This is a genomic window from Candidatus Phaeomarinobacter ectocarpi (assembly GCF_000689395.1).
GTDB classification, from domain to species: Bacteria; Pseudomonadota; Alphaproteobacteria; order CGMCC-115125; family CGMCC-115125; genus Pyruvatibacter; species Pyruvatibacter ectocarpi.
This window is the reverse complement of record NZ_HG966617.1, coordinates 310,054-327,592: the sequence shown is the minus strand read 5'-3', so window position 1 is coordinate 327,592 and position 17,539 is coordinate 310,054. Positions and strand designations below refer to the sequence as shown.

The window sequence follows — 17,539 nt, the reverse complement described above, 5'->3', positions numbered from 1 at the left end:
GGCGTGTTTCCCCTAGTCTTTCTGTCAGAACAACGGGAGCTGGCCGCTCAATGAGCCAAGCTTTCGATACACAGGGAACGAATTTGGGGAGGGTGTCCTATGGACAGCTTTGTGACCGGTGCCACCGGTTTTATCGGTCGGCATCTGCTGGAAAATCTTCTGGCCCGTAAAGGCAAGATCTATGTGCTGGTGCGTTCAGGCTCCAAGGCAAAGATCAAAAGCCTGATTGACGATCTGTCAGAAAAGACGCCCAACGCTGCAGACCGGATCGTTCCGGTCACAGGCGATCTTGGAAAAGCCAAGCTCGGTGTCTCTCCCAAGCAGATCACTGCCCTTCGCGGCAAGATCGGCAATGTCTTCCACCTTGCTGCGATCTACGACATCGCTAACGAAGATGCGGACAGCCAGATCAAGGCCAATGTTGAAGGCACCAACAATGCGGTGACCTTTGCGGAAGCTGTCAAAGCAAAGTGCTTCCATCACACAAGCTCCATCGCCGCCGCCGGTCTGTTCAATGGCTACTGGCGCGAAGACATGTACGAGGAATGGGAAGAAAACGAACACCCCTATTTCCGGACGAAGCACGACTCAGAAAAAGTTGTGCGCGAAAACTGCACCATCCCTTATCGGATTTACCGGCCGGGCATTGTAGTTGGTCATAGCGATACGGGCTTCATCGACAAGATCGACGGCCCCTATTTCTTCTTCAAGATGTTGCAGCGCCTGCGCAATGCCCTGCCGCGCTGGCTGTCGCTGGTAGGCCTCGAAGGCGGCTACATGAACATTGTGCCGGTGGACTATGTGGCAGATGCCATGGACCACATCGCGCATAAACCCGGTCTGAACGGCAAGACATTCCACCTCACCAATCCTGAGGGGATGCGTGTGGGTGACGTGCTCAACACCTTTGCCCGCGCAGGACATGGCCCAGAGTTCGCCATGCGTATTGACGCAGGCATCTTCCAATTCATTCCAAAAGCCGTTCGCGACGGCATCAAGAACCTTCCACCAGTACGCACGATCTCAGATGGTGTTCTGGCGGACTTTGGCATTCCGCGCGCGACGATGAAGTTCTTCAACTATCCCACCAAGTTCGACAACCGGGACACAGCGGCGGCACTCAAAGGGTCCGGCATCAAGTGCCCGGAGCTTGAATCCTATGCGCCGGTGCTCTGGGACTATTGGGAACGCAACCTTGATCCGTCCCTGTTCCAGGATCGCACACTGTCAGGTGCTGTCAAAGGCAAGGTGGTGATTGTGACCGGTGCCACGTCTGGTATCGGCCTTGCTGTTGCTGAAAAGCTGGTGGCTGCCGGCGCCACCACGGTGATTGCCGCACGTACGGCCGAAACATTGGCTGAGACAAAAGTACACCTTCAAAAGAAGGGCAAAGGCAAAGTCCACGCCTACACCCTTGATGCGGCAGAGATTGAAGACTGCGACAAGTTCGTGAAGAGGGTGATTGATGATCTGGGACGAGCTGACGTTCTGGTCAACAATGCCGGTCGTTCAATCCGCCGGTCTGTATCACTATCCTATGACCGCTTCCATGACTTTGAACGCACGATGCAGCTGAACTACTTTGGTGCGCTGCGTCTCATCATGGGCTTCCTTCCGCACATGGTGAACCAGAACAACGGGCACATCATCAACATCCTGTCGATTGGTGTGCAGGCCAACCAGCCACGGTTCTCCGCTTATGTGGCATCAAAGTCGGCGCTGGGCGCGTTCTCCTCCTGTGCAGCGCCTGAGTACCAGCACAACAACATCAACTTCACCAATGTGTACATGCCGCTGGTTCGCACGCCAATGATCGCGCCCACCAAGATGTACGATCACGTGCCGACGCTGGCCCCGGACGATGCAGCCAATCTCATTTGCCGGGCCATCATTGAAAAGCCAACCAGCGTGAGTACCCGCCTTGGTACATTCGCGCAGGTGTTGTGGGCACTGGCCCCAAAGGCCATGAACACGATCTTCAACACCACCTATCGGTTGTTCCCGGATTCAGATGCTGCCAAGGGCGGCAAGCCGGGCGACAAGGCTCAACCGAAAGTCAGCAATGAAGCCGTGGCGCTGGCAGCGCTTACCCGCGGCATTCACTGGTAAACCGCACCTATCCCGGTCGGGTGGTTATTCGCCCGGCCGGGGAATGCGGCGAACATTGTCACGTTCAGCGATGCGGGCATCCGCATCTTCCCAAGCCTCAGCATCAATATCGATGATGCGCGGCGACCGCTTACGCCCAAACAGTGCACGGGCGTCTTCCTGAATCCCCAAAATGGCCGGAACGACAAGCAGGACCAGGAAAGTCGCTGTTGCAAGCCCCCATGCCAGCGTGATGGCCATGGGCAACAGGAACTGGGCCTGCAGACTTGTTTCAAACAGGAGCGGCGTTAACCCACCGACCGTCGTTAGCGACGTCAGAAGCACAGCACGCAATCGGTCCTGCACGCCGTGGATCACAGCGTCTCTCACGCTCTTGCCTTCGTCGAGACGGTTGTCGATCTGGTCGACGAGAATGATCGAGTCATTCACCAGAATGCCAGCCAAGCCGAGCAAGGCGACAAAGCTCAGGATGGTGAGATCAAAGCCCATGACCAGATGGCCAAGCACAGCGCCAACAAGACCAAATGGAATGATCGACATCACAACGATAGGACGCGCATAGCTGGCGAAAACCCACGCCAGAATGATGTAGATCGCGACCAAGGCAATCAGGCTGCCTGCCCCAAGGTCTGCAAATGCTGCACCCTGTTCTTCGGCACGTCCTGAGAACTCAAAGTTCAGATTGTATTTGGCTGCGATGTCGGACAACCCAGCGTCCGGAAGTGCGCGGATGATGGCGTTTGAGTCCGTTGCAAGCGCGTCAACCTCCGCAGCGATGGAAACAAACCGCTTGCCGTCTTCCCGGCGCAACCGTGAGAAACCGGACTGCTCACGAATGGAAACAACTTCCGTTAAAGGCACTTCGCGGCCCTGATCGGTACGCAGAAACAGATCCTCAAGCGCGCGTGATTTTTCAGCGTCCGGCAACTGCACGCGGATTGTCACCTCTTCATCGTCACGGGCAAATCGTTTTGAGATGGCACCTTCGAATGAGTTGCGTACCTGACGGCCGACCGTCTCCGTTGTGAAGCCCAGCGCTGCGCCGCGCGGATTGACTTCAAGGATCAGTTCCTGCTTGCCATAAGGCAGGTCGTCTTCAATGTCAGACACGCCGTCAAATGTTGCCAGCAGGTCGCGGACTTCAAGGGCGGCTGCTTTCAGCTCACGCGGGTCACCGCCGGTCAGACGTACATCAAGGTCGCGGCCAGGAGGGCCACCGCGGCGTTCCTTGAGGGCAATGCGCTCAACACCGGGAATAACCGGCAGCTCGGCGCGCCATGCAGCCACAAGGTCGCGGGTGCGGATGCTGCGCAGCTCTGAGGCCACAAGCTCAACCTGAAGGCTGCCTCGGTTGTCACCGCTGGTTGCACTGAAGGACCCGCCGGTTTCGCCGATGGTGCCATATGACATCTGTACGAGCTTGCCATCTTCGCCAGCGAGCTCGAGAACCGCGCGCTCCAGCGCTGCATCAATCTGTTCGATGGCATCCTGGGTTGTTTCGCGCGGAGTGCCCGGTGCAAAAACCACGGTGGCGTCCACTGTCTCGCCTTCGGGCGATGGGAAGAACTGGAAGCCGACCCGCCCTGTCTGCATCAACCCGATGCAGATAATGAAGGCTGCTGCAGCAATGGCCAGCGTCGTGTAGCGCATGTCAAATGAGACGGCGACAATCCGGCGAAAGGGGCCATCACGGAAGCGCGCAAAATGTGCATTGAACCATGCATGAAAACGACTCTGCTTCATGCTCCCTTCGAGGGCATGATGCATGTGACCGGGTAACACCAAAAAGCACTCGACCAAACTGGCGACCATTACGGCCATCACCACCAGCGGCATTGCGCGCAGGATCTGCCCGATGATGTCGCCAATCAGCAGAATAGGCGCAAAGGCGGCGACGGTTGTCAGGATTGCAGCGAACACAGGACCAAACATGCGTTTGCCACCCAGATAGGCCGCAACCGCAGGTGGGTGACCCTTTTCGCGCAAGGTCGTTGTATGTTCGCCAACCACAATGGCGTCATCGACGATGATGCCAATGGTCATGATAAGTGCGAACAGCGAGATCATGTTGATGGACTGGCCTGTTGCCAGCATGACAGCCAGCGTTGCCATCATGGCCACGGGGATACCGGCCGATACCCAGAAGGCGACGCGCGCATTCAGGAAGACGAACAGGATGGCCAGCACAAGGAGCAGGCCCCCGACGCCGTTTTTCACCAACAGCATGATCCGGTCAAAAACCAGATCAGCTTGCACGTTGAACATCTCGACCCTGAGCGTCGGAGGCAATGTGGATGTCAGTCCGGCCAGAGCCTTTTCCACATTCGCCTGAACGTCGAGCGTGTCAGCGGTCATCGCGCGTTGGATATCAAGCTGCATGGCAAGCTGGCCGCCACGCAGACCGGTTGGCTGACTGTCATCAAACCCATCGCGAATCTCAGCAATGTCCTGAAGGCGAACCTTTTCGCCGCCCGCGAGCGACTTGATTTCAATGGCTCCAAGAGATGCAGGATCGGTTGCCAGACCCATGGACCGCAGTTGCTTTTCCTGAGCGCCTTCAAGGGTGCCGGATGGCAGGTCCTGGCTGACCTGTCGGATGCGTGCGGATACGTCTGCGACCGATAGATCGAGGCGACGCAAATTGGCTTCGGAAACTTCGACGATCAATTCCGGGTCGCGCACGCCTTTCATGACCACACGGTCAACACCGGAGTTCAAGAGCTCGTCGCGAATGTCTTTCGCATAAGCGCGCAAGGCGCTTTCCGTAAAGGGGCCAGAGATGGCCAGCGCGGCAACAGACTCATAGAAGATAAAACGGCTGATGACAGCGCGCTCGCTGTCCTGCGGCAAGGTCGTGACGCTTGAGACGGCCTGCTCGATATCTGACTGCGCCTTTTGCATATCGGCGCCGCTGGCAAACTCGACGACAATCTGTGCCACGCCTTCGCGGGCATAGCTGTCGACGCTGTCCACCCCATCAAGAAACCTCACCTCGGGCTCAATAGCCTCGATGATGTTTCCTTCAACGTCCTCGGCACTGGCACCGGGCCATGCGATGACGACGGAAATTGTGGGCACTTCGGTCTTTGGAAAAAACTGCGTGTTGAGTTGGGTGAGGGCATAAAGCCCGGCAACCACCAGCATGCCCATCAGAAGATTGGCGGCGTTGCGGTGGACTACAAAGAACCCAAGAATGCCCCGCGGGCGATCCGCATCCGCTATGGAACGATAGGACTCATGGTGAGCGTCAGTGGGATTGTTGTCATCGCGCCCAGACATGACTAGCGCTCCTCAACCCGAACGCCGGGTCCTGCTTCGGCAAAGCGGGTCGCCAGCACTTTTTCGCCGGGAGAAAGATTACCGCTGACAAGAATGCCGTCCGAGGTGCGCGCTGCTACTTCAATCTCACGCGCCTCAAGCCGGCCTTCGGCGATCACGTACACACGGTTACCTTCGTACAGCGCTGTTTCAGGTAGCTGCGCGACCTGCTGATAGCGTGTGTCAGGAAGGCGGACTTCCACAAACGCGCCGGGACGCAGCGGTGTGTCGGTGCCTTTGGTTTCAAGGCGTGCGAACGCTTCCACGCCGCCGGAGGCCGCTGATATCTCGGCACCAACCCGCTCGATGGTGGCATCATATTCGATCTGCCGATCGCCGACGCGCCACAGCACTTTGGCGGGCCGTCCTGTGACGTTGCCTTCGGCTGCGATGATGCGGCCGTATTGCGCGTCAGACAGCGTAAAGGCGACTTCAAGACGATCAGCGTCGGTCAAATCTGCAAGTTTGTCGTTGAGGCTTACCCGCTTGCCGCGTTCTGCCGACACATCGCCAACAAAGCCGGTAAAAGGGGAGACGACGCGCGTGTTGTTGAGGTCGCGTTCGGCACGGCGCAACCCGACCTCAAGACGCGAGATGGTTGCCTGCTGCTGTTCAACGCGAGAGTTTTCGACGGCCACATTGCTGACGCGCTGGTCGACGGCGGCTTCCTGCTGACTGACAGCAAGGCGGCGGTCGTCCACTGTCTTTTGCGAAATGTTGCCACCCTTGGCGAGGCGAATGGCGCGACTGAGGTCACGCTGGCGGATGGTGAGTTGCTGACGTGCACTTACGAGCGCCTGGCCCTCAAGCACGGCACGCGCCTTGATCTCCGAAAGGCGGGCGCGGCCTTCGTCGAGCTGGGCGGTCGCTTCATCACGGGCGGCTTCATAGTCGAAGGGATCAATCAGGACGAGCAGGTCATCAGCCTTGATGATGCCGCCTTCCTGGAAGTTCTCACCGGTTTCTAGAATTTCACCCGCAACAAGGGCACGCAGTTCCACCTTGCGGCCCGGCACGATCTCACCAAACACCTGCAGTTCAGGCTGAATGTCGGCAAACCCAACTGTGGAGGCATTCACCGTCCAGATGCGCTCTTCAGGTGCGTCGGGCACGACTTCTGGCTGTGTGGCGCGCAGGAGTGCAAATGCAGCGACGGCGCCACCAAGGATGAGCAGCGGTAAAAAGCGACGCCACCAGGGACGATAAGGCTCGTCGCCGGGCAAGGCAGGTGCGCTATCCCGGCCATATTGGCGGGAGCCGCGCTCTTCATCCTCGTAGCGATCAAGCATCAATTGCCTTTCGGGCGATATGTGAAGGCACCATAGTGACCCGCCTTCGATGAACGGTGCCACAACAGGTCATGAATGGCTGGTCAGCATCGCAAACCTCGCGAGGCAAAAGACCCTAGATGATATACGGTCCACATGTGTGAACCGGATTGCTTTGTGTCAAACGGTCACATCGGTCGAAATCCGTCGGATTTTGTCCTAAGTCACCACGAATACTGAGATTTTGAGTTTCCGGAGCCTCCATTCCCATGCCCGATAATGTTTCCCATGCGGCCCCTGACCTGCTCGCGAAGCTGATTTCGTTCGATACGACCAGCCATTTGAGCAATCTGGCCCTGACAGACTTCATTACAGGCCTGATGGACGCGCACGGCATGACCTATGAGCTGCTGCCCAATGAGGACGGCACCAAGGCCAACCTGTACGGCACAATCGGGGGTGACGGGCCGGGCGGGATCGTGCTGTCCGGGCACACAGATGTTGTGCCGGTCGCTGACCAGGACTGGTCGACTGACCCGTTCACCATGGATGTGCGCGATGGCCGCTACTACGGGCGCGGAACGTGCGACATGAAGGGGTTCATCGCCTGCGCCCTGTCACAGCTGCCCAAGCTAGCGTCAGCTGAGCTGCAACGACCAGTCCACTTTGCATTTTCCTATGACGAAGAGATCGGCTGCCTTGGCGTGCGCCCGATGATTGCGCACATCGCGAAGCATTTGCCAAAGCCTGACCTGGTGATCGTGGGTGAGCCGACGGACATGGCCGTCGTGGACGCGCACAAGGCCATTCGGTCCTTCCGTGTGGAAGTGACCGGTCTGGAGTTTCACTCCAGCCAGACCGACAAGGGTGTGAACTCGATCATTGCTGCTGCCCGGATGATTTCACATCTGGCTGAGATCGCCGAAGAGATGCGTCAACGTGGAGACGCGACGGGTCGTTTTTCACCGCCTTACACCACGCTTTCAGTGGGCCGCATTGGCGGCGGCACGGCCACAAACATCGTTCCGCGCCATTGCTGGTTTACGTTCGAGCACCGGACCCTGCCGGGCCAGGACGAAGACGAAATAAGTCACCGGCTGATGGAGTATGCGCGCCGCGAACTGCTGCCTGACATGCAAACGGTTTACCCCAGCGCGGATATTACGATTGAAACACTTGCGCAGGCACCGGGCCTGAAAGCCAGCGAAGAAGCCACTCCGCTGGAAACCGCCGTGATGATGCTGGCGGGCACCAACGATCGACAGGCCGTGTCTTACGCGACCGAAGCAGGGCTGTTTCAGGATGTGGGCATCCCAACGCTCGTGTGCGGGCCAGGAAGCATTCAGCAGGCGCACAAGCCGGATGAGTGGGTGACGCAGGCGCAGCTTCAAGCCTGTGATGATTTTCTGTCGCGTCTGGTGGACTACATCAGCGCTTGATGACAAAACCCAACTCGGCGTTAAGACCGTTTTCAAGCGCGCTGTTGAGGGATGCGGCGATCTCTTCCATGAGCGCGAAGTAGACGCGATCACGCTCATTGATGCTGGCGCTTTCAAGTATCTTCCGGCTCCCGACAACCTTTACGCTTACGCTGCCGATGCGTCCGGCCACCGGGTCCATGACTTCCACGTCAACGGCTGCCACGGCGTCGATCTGGGTATCTGCCTCATCACGAAACAGCCCGCCGACACCTTCTTCCACTTTCAGGGCTGTGCGCGTTACAGCGCCGTCCTGGAGGATAACGCGCAACACAGTGCCATCCTTCGCACCGGGCCCGCCGGGTGACGCCCGGAGACGATCACGGGTCCACGCGCGCACAATGTCGGGCGGGCTGTTGGCATTGCGATGACCGATGTGCGGTGGTGTACCAGGCTGCCGCCACGGCTCAACCAGTTCGACAGAGGCCACGTCCAAAGCCAGGGGTGTCTTATGAGCAAAGGTGATGGTTGCAGCCACAGGGCCGGAAGGTGGGGGTGGTGATGAATTGGCGCATGCGGCCAGAAACCCGACCGCCAGAAGAACGCCAAGCGCCCTAGCTGCCTTTGAACTCTTCGGGATCAAAGTTGTATGTGCTGCTGCAAAACTCACATCGCACCTCTATGCGGCCATCATCGGTGTGCATGTCGGCCATTTCTTCAGAGCCGAATCCTTCAAGCACGCCCTTAATGTAGTCCTGAGAGCACCTGCATGAGAAGCTTAGCGGATGCGGCGGAAAAGCCCGCACGCCATCCTCATGATACAGCCGATACAGCAATTGTTCAGATGCCAACGCCGGATCAACAAGCTCATGATCCTCAACAGTCTCCATCAGGATCTTGGCGCGATTCCAGTTTTCGTCTTCGGCTGCGTCCTCCGCGGCTACGCTGCCGTCGGGTGCATCGCCGGGATCCAGATCACGGACAAAACCGCCATCTTCGGGCATCTGCTGGATCATGATGCCGCCGGCGCGCCAGCCACCGTCTGCCGTGCCGCTTGCATCCCGCTCGAAGGACTGAGCCACAACCAGCTTTATCAGCGTCGGCAACTGCTCTGAGCGGCGGAAGTAGTCTTCGCCGCAGGCCGCGATGGAGTCACCTTCAAGCGGAACGACGCCCTGATAAGAATTGCGCCCAGGTCCCTGATCAATCGTGAGAGCCATGCTGCCCTTGCCCGTCAGTTGCTCAAGGGTTGGTGTTTCCGTGCTCAGAGCAGCAACGGCGTCTGCATCAAAATGGGCATAGCCGCGCAGGCCACCGTCCTTGGTCATGTCGGCAACCAGCAGGTCGACCGGTCCATCGCTTGAGGTCTGAACCGTGAAGCGGCCTTCCAGCTTCAAAGCTGTGCCCAACATGGACGCAAGCAGAAGCGTTTCGGCGACCAGTCGCGATACCGCAGGCGGATAATCATGGCGGCCGAGAATGTCGGAAATGACCGGACCCGTTCGCGCCAGACGGCCGCGCACACTCATGCCTTCAATGGCGAATGGCAGCACAACGTCGTCTGTGGCGTCTACCACCACATTTGTTGTGGGCGCGTTTGAGGACACAGGTGTTGTCTGGTCCATGATCAGTCCAGACACCAGGCAAGAATGCCCTTTTGGGCATGCAGGCGGTTTTCTGCTTCATCAAAGATGACTGATTGCGGACCATCGATCACATCCGTCGTGACTTCCTCGCCGCGATGGGCCGGTAGGCAATGCATAAAGATGGCGTCGTCATTGGCCACTCCAATGACAGATGCAGTCACCTGATACGGAGCCAACAGGTTGTGACGGCGCTCAGCTTCCTTGTCGCCCATGGAGACCCATGTGTCGGTGACAATGGCATCAACATTTTTGGCAGCTTCGTGCGCGTCATTGACCAGGCGCACCTTGCCACCCGCGGCGATGGCATCTTCGATGCATTGCGCCGGCGGGGCCAGCTCAGGCGGGCAGGCCAGCATGAGTTCAAAGTCAAAGCGGTGCGTGGCTTCGATCCATGACCGGGCCATGTTGTTGCCGTCACCAATCCACGCCACGCGCTTGCCCGTGATAGGGCCGCGATGCTCTTCGAAGGTCATGACATCGGCCATCAACTGGCAGGGATGGCCATCATCCGACAAGCCATTGATCACCGGCACTGAGGCGTGCTCAGCCAGTTCCTGCATCTTTGCGTGGTCATCGGTCCGTAGCATGATGATGTCGACATAGCGTGACAGGACGCGGGCTGTGTCGGCAACGGTTTCGCCGCGACCAAGCTGCATCTCACCCCCATTGAGCAGAAGCGTTTCACCGCCCAGCTGCCGCATGCCCACGTCAAACGAAACACGGGTGCGCGTTGATGGTTTTTCGAAAATCATCGCCAGCAGATAACCTTCGAGCGGCTTGTCCGCATCCTGACGGCCTTTGGGCCAACCGGCGCGCGCCCTCTTGGCGGCATGAGAGCGGTCCAGGATGCTGCGCAGCGCTGATTTGTCCAAAGTGTTGAGATCGATGAAATTCTTGTGTGTCATGACGCAGACACCTCTTCCTTGCCTGCGGTGCTCTTAGTGGAGAGCTCAGCGCAAACGGCTTCTATGCGGGCAACGGCGTCCATTGCTTCGTCTTCTGAAATGATGAGTGGCGGCAGCAGGCGCACGACGTTATCGCCAGCTGCAACGGTAAGCAGGCCCTTGTCCATGAAAGCCTTCTGCAATTCGGTGTTTGGCTTGACGCATTTAAGTCCAAGCATCAGGCCCCGGCCGCGTACGGCTTCAATGACGTCGGGATATTCATCTGCCAGCATGGACAGCCCCTGAGACAGCCGCCCGGAGACCCGGCGGACGTGCTCAAGAAATTCAGGCTTCGAGACTTCATCAATCACGGCACCCCCAACAGCCACAGCCAGAGGGTTACCGCCATAGGTGGAGCCATGGGTGCCTGGTGTCATGCCTTTGGCCGCTTCCGCCGTCGCAAGGCAGGCCCCCAGTGGAAAGCCACCGCCGATGCCTTTTGCTGAAGCCATGATATCAGGCTCGATGCCCATGTCCTGATAGGCATAAAGATGCCCGGTCCGACCAACACCGCATTGCACCTCGTCGAGCACCAGCAGCAGTCCGTGTTCGTCTGCAAGGGCACGCAGTTGACGCATGAAGTCTTTTGTCGCTTCGCAGATACCGCCCTCGCCCTGAATGGGTTCGATGAGGAAACCGGCCGTGTTCTCCGAGATGGCAGCTTTCACGGCGGCAAGGTCATTTAGCGGCACCTGTACAAAGCCGGGTGTCGCTGGGCCAAAGCCTTCAAGATATTTTTCCTGACCACCGGCTGCGATCGTCGCAAGCGTCCGACCGTGGAACGCACCTTCGAAGGTGATGAGTTCATAGCGTTCAGGATGCCCGGAGACTGCATGGTATTTGCGGGCCATCTTGATGGAGGCCTCAAGCGCTTCCGCACCGGAGTTGGCGAAGAATACCGTGTCCGCAAAAGTCAGGTTGATCAGTTTTTCGGCAAGCGCCGTCTGGCCCTCCACCTGATAGAGGTTGGAGACGTGCCAGACCTTGTTGGCCTGCTCAGTCAGCGCTTCAATCAGCTTGGGGTGGGCATGGCCAAGGGCATTCACCGCAACACCTGCGCCGAAATCCAGATATCGGTCGCCATTGGTAGCGACGAGCCACGCGCCCTCCCCTCGCTCGAACGCTATGTCAGCGCGAGCGTATGTCGGAAGTACGGGACTAATAGCGGTATCTGCGGCGTGCGGGGCCACGGTTTTATCCTTCGGCAAAAATCGACTGTTTCAAACGCACGCGGCCCCGAAATACACGGGGCCGGACGTCGCTTGGGTTCATCCGGCCCTAGAAAACAGAAATGCCGCCGATAGTCGGCGGCAGGGCCAGAAATGGAGCGGGATTCTTTCGTGGACGCGGGTCTATGTCAATACGCCCCGCGTCCACGGATATCAGCCCTGCGACAGGCTTAGGCCTTGAGCCTAAAGCCTTTTTTGAAGACCCAATAGCAAATGCTCCACAGAACCACATTGATGGCAACCAGCACGATGACGCCTGCGGTAATGGATCCGTCTGCATGACCGGTGAAGCCATATCGGAAGCCATCAATCATGTAGAAGAACGGGTTGTAGCTGCTGATGACGCGCGCGATCTCCGGCAGCCGCTCCACCGAGTAAAAAGTGCCAGACAGGAAGGCCAGCGGCGTGATGATGAAATTGGTCACCGCCTGCATATGGTCAAACTTCTCCGCCCAGACACCTGCAAGGACACCCATGAGTGCCAGAGCGAGGGACGAGGCCAGCACAAAGAAGACGACGGCCCAAAGATGTGAAATGCCCATGGGGGCAATGAGCGAAATCACCAGCGCAGACGCGATGGCGACGACCACACCGCGTGTCATGCCGCCAAGGGCGAAGGCCACGTTCAGCTCACCGGGGGAGAGTGGCGGCATCAGGAAATCCACTGTGCTGCCCTGCACTTTAGAGACCAGAATGGATGACGAAGTATTGGCGAAGGCATTTTGAATGACCGTCATCATGATCAGGCCCGGGCCCAGAAACGCCAGGTAAGGCACGCCCGCCACCACCGTATCCGCGCGGCCCATGGCCACGGCGAACACCGCGAAAAACAGGAGAGCAGTCACCACAGGACCGGCGACGGTCTGGGTAAACACCTTCATGAAGCGACGGACTTCCTTAAGATAGAGCGTCCAAAGGCCCAGCCAGTTGACCGATCCAAAACGTCGGACGCCGGGCTCAAAGTGCGTTTCTGTCATTCGTTCCCCCTGAACTGCCGCAAAGCGGCTGCCGGTGGCGCAATGGCAGAACCCTGCGCCAAAAACCAGCTGTCTTTATGTGATGTGACCCTTGGTGCGGGAGGTATGCCCCTGCGGGACCTCGTGCAAGGCCTTTATCCACAGTCGATGCCCCCGCGAAGCGTTAGAATCAATATATTGTGGATAACCCCCTATAAAACCACAACATCTCTTGCCGCCGAGTCAGGCCATATAGTAGGTTCACTCAAGGTTAACACGAGATGTTGTGGTTTACACCCAAAGTGACCGCGCATCTGCGATTTGTAGGGGGAAAATGCGATGACGTGGACCGATGAGCGCGTTGAACAGCTCAAGCAGATGTGGCTCGACGGGCTGAGTGCCAGTCAGATTGCAGCCCGGCTTGGCGGCGTCACTCGTAATGCCGTGATTGGCAAAGTGCACCGTCTGGGCCTGTCAGGTCGTGGCGCACCGACCCGCGTCACCCGTCGCCGCCCTGCAGCGCCGCGGGCACCACGCGCAGCGTCAACCGCAGCGCCCCGGCGTGAGACAGCCAGCAAGAAGACAGCCGTCGCTCCTGCGCCAGAGCCCGAAGAGCTGGAAGTCATCAGCGACCCTGACGCCCAGGCAAACCTTCTGGAGCTCACAGAACAGACCTGCAAATGGCCAAATGGTGACCCAGGCGACGAGAGCTTCCACTTCTGCGGTCAGCGTTCTGCGCCCGGCCTGCCCTATTGTGCAGCCCATGCCAAGAAGGCCTATCAGCCGCTTCCTTCCCGTCGGGAACGCAAGGATCGTCCACGGCAGTTTCCAAACCGCATGATCGGTTAAGGCCGTCAGACACAGCTTCACGTCTTTTCCAAGAAGGCGGCTTCATCAAAAAGGCGGACCGCCAAACGGTCCGCCTTTTTCGTTTTTGCACATGGCGCTTTGGCTAGTCGCGGAAGTGTTCATCCAACGCGTACCCTGCTGAGCGTACGGTACGGATGGGATCCTGCTCGCCCGGATTGTTCAGGGCTTTGCGCAGCCGACCGACATGTACATCCACCGTGCGGGCCTCCACATAGACATCTGACCCCCAAACCGCATCCAGCAGCTGTTCGCGGCTGAACACACGACCAGGATGTTGGATCAGGTGATCAAGCAGGCGGAATTCGGTTGGTCCAAGATGAATTTCCCGCTCGCCGCGCCGCACACGGTGAGACGAACGATCCACCGCCACATCGCCAAACGTCACAATGTCGTCCGTCAGGGCCGGTCGAATGCGGCGCAGAACCGCACGGACGCGCGCCAGAAGCTCGGTCATGGAAAACGGCTTGGTGATGTAATCGTCAGCGCCTGTATCAAGCCCCCGCACGCGGTCAGCTTCTTCGCCGCGTGCGGTCAGCATGATGATGGGAATGTTGCGCGTTTCACTGCGGCCTCGGAAGCGGCGGCACAGCTCAATGCCTGAGACCTGCGGCAGCATCCAATCCAACAAAACCAGGTCAGGCTGCTGCTCATCCACAATCATCGTGGCTTCTTCGCCGTCAGCTGTGGTTGAGACCCGGTAGCCCTCTTTTTCAAGATTGTATTGCAGCAGGGTCGTCAGTGCATCCTCGTCTTCAACGATGAGCACGAGGGGTTGTGTTTTCATTGGTCTTGCCCCGGACATTGCTTTCGCAGGTGCTGGCGCGGTCGAGAGTTGCATCATGACTGCGTCGGCGTTTCTGCGTCGGTTGGATACTCCATGCTTGTGACACTGGTCGTGTCGCCCTTCGGCCGGCTTTCGCCAAGGGCTTCTCCGGTCACAAGGAACTGGATCGTTTCAGCGATGTTGGTGGAGTGGTCACCGATGCGCTCAAGATTTTTGGCGACGAAGAGAAGATGCGTGCACAGCGAAATCGTGCGCGGGTCTTCCATCATGTAGGTGAGCAACTCCCGGAAAAGGGAGTTGTACATCTCGTCAATCTCTTCATCGCGCCGCCACACAACCATGGCACGGTCATTGTCGCGCTGCGCGTAGGCGTCGAGAACTTCCTTGAGCTGGTTGAGAACCTGACGGCCCATCCGCTCCAGTCCCTGCATGGCGCGACCCGGACTTGCCTGATCAACGGCAAGCGCACGCTTTGAAATGTTTTTTGCCAGATCACCGATGCGCTCAAGGTCTGATGAAATCTTGATGGCGGACACTGTCTCGCGCAGGTCGATCGCCATTGGCTGGCGCAGAGCAATCAGGCGCAATGCCTGTGCTTCAATGTCCACTTCCAGGGCATCAATCTGCTTGTCGGACGCAACAGTCTGTTCGGCCAGGGCCCGGTCTCGGCGCGTGATTGCTTCGATGGAGTCGGCCAGCTGCTTCTCAGCAAGGCCACCCATGCGTGCGAGGCTTTCGTTGATACTATCGAGAGCCTCTTCAAAGGACGTAACGATATGCTCTTGCACTTGGGGTCTCTCCCGATTGGGCCTTGGCCCGGTGTAGCGCTCAGCCCGCGCGACTTATTATGCAGGTCTGGCTGAACAGTGTAGGCGCATCTACGAACTAACCAAAACGGCCGGTGATGTAGTCCTGGGTCCGCTCATCGCGCGGGTTCGTGAAAATCTGCTCTGTGTCACCTTCTTCCACCAGAATGCCCAGGTGGAAAAACGCCGTGCGCTGGGACACGCGTGCCGCCTGCTGCATGGAGTGGGTAACGATGGCGATCGTGTAATTGTCCTTGAGCTCATCGATCAGCTCTTCGATGCGGGCGGTCGCGATCGGGTCAAGGGCAGAGCATGGCTCGTCCATGAGGATCACTTCCGGTGACACGGCAATTGCGCGGGCAATGCACAGACGTTGCTGCTGACCGCCGGACAGGCCGGTGCCGGGCTCGGCCAGACGGTCTTTGACCTCTTCCCAAAGGCCGGCGCGCCGGAGCGACACTTCAACGATTTCGTCCATCTCGTTCTTGGTGGCCGCGATGCCGTGAATGCGCGGGCCGTAGGAAATATTGTCGTAGATGGATTTGGGGAACGGGTTTGGCTTTTGAAACACCATGCCGATGCGGGCGCGAATTTCCACCACGTCCACATTCGGATCGTAGATGTTGTCTTCGTCCAGCTTGATCGACCCGGTGATGCGCGCAATGTCGATCACATCGTTCATACGATTGAGGCAGCGCAGATAGGTGGACTTGCCACAGCCGGACGGTCCGATAAGGGACGTGACCTGGTTCTTGCGGATGTCCAGGCTGACATCAAACAGGGCCTGCTTCTCACCGTAGAAGACATTGACGTCGCGCGTTTCCATTTTCACCGGTGCATTGGTCGCAGCCGGCTCAGTGGTCGGGGCTTCAGAGATATTCTCGGCAACTGACATTGAGATCGTCCTCTATGCGTTTGTATGCGCGTTTCAGTGCAGTCGTCTACCAGCGGCGCTCAAAGCGGCGGCGGAGCAGAACAGCAAGTGCATTCATCATGATCAGGAAGGTGAGCAGCACCATGATGGCGGCGCTGGTCTTGGCAACAAAGGCGCGTTCGGGACTGTCAGCCCAGATGTAAATCTGCACAGGAAGCACCGTCGCGGGGTCTGTAAATCCGCCGGGCACGTCCACGATGAAGGCCACCATGCCGATCATCAGGAGTGGAGCTGTTTCCCCAAGCGCCTGCGCCATGCCGATGATTGTGCCGGTCAAAATGCCCGGCATGGCCAGTGGCAATACGTGATGGGTGATGACCTGCACTTTGGAGGCGCCGATGCCAAGCGCTGCTTCGCGAATGGAGGGCGGCACGGCCTTAAGCGCGGCACGGGTCGCGATGATGATCGTTGGCAAGGTCATGAGCGCCAGCACCATACCACCGACAAGTGGCGCGGATCGCGGCAGGCCAAAGAAGTTCAGGAACATGGCCAGGCCCAGCAGACCGAACACGATCGACGGAACGGCGGCCAGGTTGTTGATGTTGACTTCGATCAGATCCGTAACGCGGTTTTGTGGTGCGAACTCTTCCAGGTATATCGCGGCCAGCACGCCGATGGGGAATGACAGCATCAAGGTGATGATCAATGTCAGGAACGAGCCGACAACGGCGCCCCACAAACCAGCCTGTTCGGGTGCACGACTGTCACCTTTGGTGAACAACACGTCTGCAAACGTGCTTTCGACGGCACCATCTTTCTGCAGCTCGCGCAACCAGGTGGCCGTCTGGTCGTTGACCTGACGCCCGCGCTCGGGCGTTACGTAGGTGACGACTGTCCATTCGCCCGGAGCGGCTGGCGCTGTGGACTGAAGCGGAATAAAGGCCTTGCCGATGACCCGGTCATTGGCAACCTGCTCGGCTTTGACCACACCGCCATTGACTTCAACAAGGACGCTGGGCATAGCCACCGTCAGGTCAAGGGTGCCGCCGGCTGATGCTGCCACTTCAAGCAGTTTCGCTGCCTCGGTGTTGAACGCCTCCAGCTTGCGGATGCGCTTGGCTATATCAGTCTCAAGTGCTGCAACACGCGATTCGAGGCTCTCACGTTCAGGACCAACCGCCTGGTCAACCCGCACGCGCAAGGCGGCAAGGTCATTTTCTGTTACGGCAATGCCGCGCGTTTCGCGACGGGCACTCTCAAGTGTCTTGTTGGCTTCTGCCTCCAGCTCGACTTTGACGGAGGCCAGTACGTCAGCGA

13 protein-coding genes and 1 pseudogene are annotated in these 17,539 nt (G+C 58.4%); 3 read left to right on the top strand and 11 right to left on the bottom strand.

Annotated features, from left to right (window positions below):
* The first annotated feature begins 99 nt into the window (after positions 1-99).
* Complete coding sequence (locus BN1012_RS01555; protein ID WP_043948245.1) at positions 100-2,109, top strand: SDR family oxidoreductase; 2,010 nt, start codon at positions 100-102, stop codon at positions 2,107-2,109.
* A 24-nt stretch (positions 2,110-2,133) separates the two neighbouring features.
* On the opposite strand, the gene BN1012_RS01550 is transcribed toward BN1012_RS01555, so the two are convergent.
* On the bottom strand, positions 2,134-5,388 hold the full coding sequence (locus BN1012_RS01550; protein ID WP_052534311.1) for an efflux RND transporter permease subunit: 3,255 nt from the start codon (positions 5,386-5,388) through the stop codon (positions 2,134-2,136).
* A 2-nt stretch (positions 5,389-5,390) separates the two neighbouring features.
* Entirely contained in the window at positions 5,391-6,716 is a 1,326-nt protein-coding gene (locus BN1012_RS01545) for an efflux RND transporter periplasmic adaptor subunit (RefSeq protein WP_052534308.1), read from the bottom strand.
* Positions 6,717-6,964: 248 nt separating this feature from the next.
* Here BN1012_RS01545 and argE point away from each other — a divergent pair, with 248 nt between their 5' ends.
* The gene (gene argE, locus BN1012_RS01540) at positions 6,965-8,134 is read left to right on the top strand and encodes an acetylornithine deacetylase (protein WP_043948244.1); all 1,170 of its coding nucleotides are present in this window, start codon (positions 6,965-6,967) and stop codon (positions 8,132-8,134) included.
* Here argE and BN1012_RS01535 read toward each other — a convergent pair.
* The 5 genes from BN1012_RS01535 to BN1012_RS01515 form a co-directional block, all read right to left on the bottom strand.
* Entirely contained in the window at positions 8,124-8,756 is a 633-nt protein-coding gene (locus tag BN1012_RS01535; RefSeq protein WP_145973381.1) for a hypothetical protein, read from the bottom strand. The two genes, argE and BN1012_RS01535, sit on opposite strands and share 11 nt — an antisense overlap.
* Positions 8,728-9,738: an Hsp33 family molecular chaperone gene (locus BN1012_RS01530; RefSeq protein WP_043948242.1), complete on the bottom strand. Its 1,011-nt coding sequence runs from the start codon at positions 9,736-9,738 to the stop codon at positions 8,728-8,730. The genes BN1012_RS01535 and BN1012_RS01530 overlap by 29 nt, the downstream gene beginning before the upstream one ends.
* Before the next feature lie 2 nt (positions 9,739-9,740).
* Positions 9,741-10,664, bottom strand: coding sequence for an ornithine carbamoyltransferase (gene argF / locus BN1012_RS01525; protein ID WP_043948241.1), 924 nt, complete (start codon positions 10,662-10,664; stop codon positions 9,741-9,743).
* Complete coding sequence (locus BN1012_RS01520) at positions 10,661-11,893, bottom strand: aspartate aminotransferase family protein (protein ID WP_043948240.1); 1,233 nt, start codon at positions 11,891-11,893, stop codon at positions 10,661-10,663. The genes argF and BN1012_RS01520 overlap by 4 nt, the downstream gene beginning before the upstream one ends.
* Positions 11,894-12,102: 209 nt before the next feature.
* Entirely contained in the window at positions 12,103-12,909 is an 807-nt protein-coding gene (locus BN1012_RS01515) for an ABC transporter permease (protein ID WP_043948239.1), read from the bottom strand.
* Positions 12,910-13,227: 318 nt separating this feature from the next.
* Here BN1012_RS01515 and BN1012_RS01510 point away from each other — a divergent pair, with 318 nt between their 5' ends.
* Positions 13,228-13,737 carry a GcrA family cell cycle regulator gene (locus BN1012_RS01510; RefSeq protein ID WP_043948238.1) on the top strand — a complete coding sequence of 170 codons (510 nt, stop codon included), beginning with the start codon at positions 13,228-13,230 and terminating at the stop codon, positions 13,735-13,737.
* Positions 13,738-13,840: 103 nt separating this feature from the next.
* Here BN1012_RS01510 and phoB read toward each other — a convergent pair whose 3' ends face one another.
* The 4 genes and pseudogenes from phoB to pstA form a co-directional block, all read right to left on the bottom strand.
* Complete coding sequence (gene phoB, locus BN1012_RS01505) at positions 13,841-14,542, bottom strand: phosphate regulon transcriptional regulator PhoB (RefSeq protein ID WP_043948237.1); 702 nt, start codon at positions 14,540-14,542, stop codon at positions 13,841-13,843.
* Between the two features lie 53 nt (positions 14,543-14,595).
* Positions 14,596-15,330: a phosphate signaling complex protein PhoU gene (gene phoU, locus BN1012_RS01500; RefSeq protein ID WP_043948236.1), complete on the bottom strand. Its 735-nt coding sequence runs from the start codon at positions 15,328-15,330 to the stop codon at positions 14,596-14,598.
* 97 nt (positions 15,331-15,427) lie between these two features.
* Positions 15,428-16,243, bottom strand: a complete 816-nt coding sequence (gene pstB, locus BN1012_RS01495) for a phosphate ABC transporter ATP-binding protein PstB (protein WP_122381329.1) — start codon at positions 16,241-16,243, stop codon at positions 15,428-15,430.
* 46 nt (positions 16,244-16,289) lie between these two features.
* Positions 16,290-17,192 (bottom strand): annotated as a pseudogene (gene pstA / locus BN1012_RS17860) (phosphate ABC transporter permease PstA); the annotation flags it as partial.
* Between the last annotated feature and the right edge of the window lie 347 nt (positions 17,193-17,539).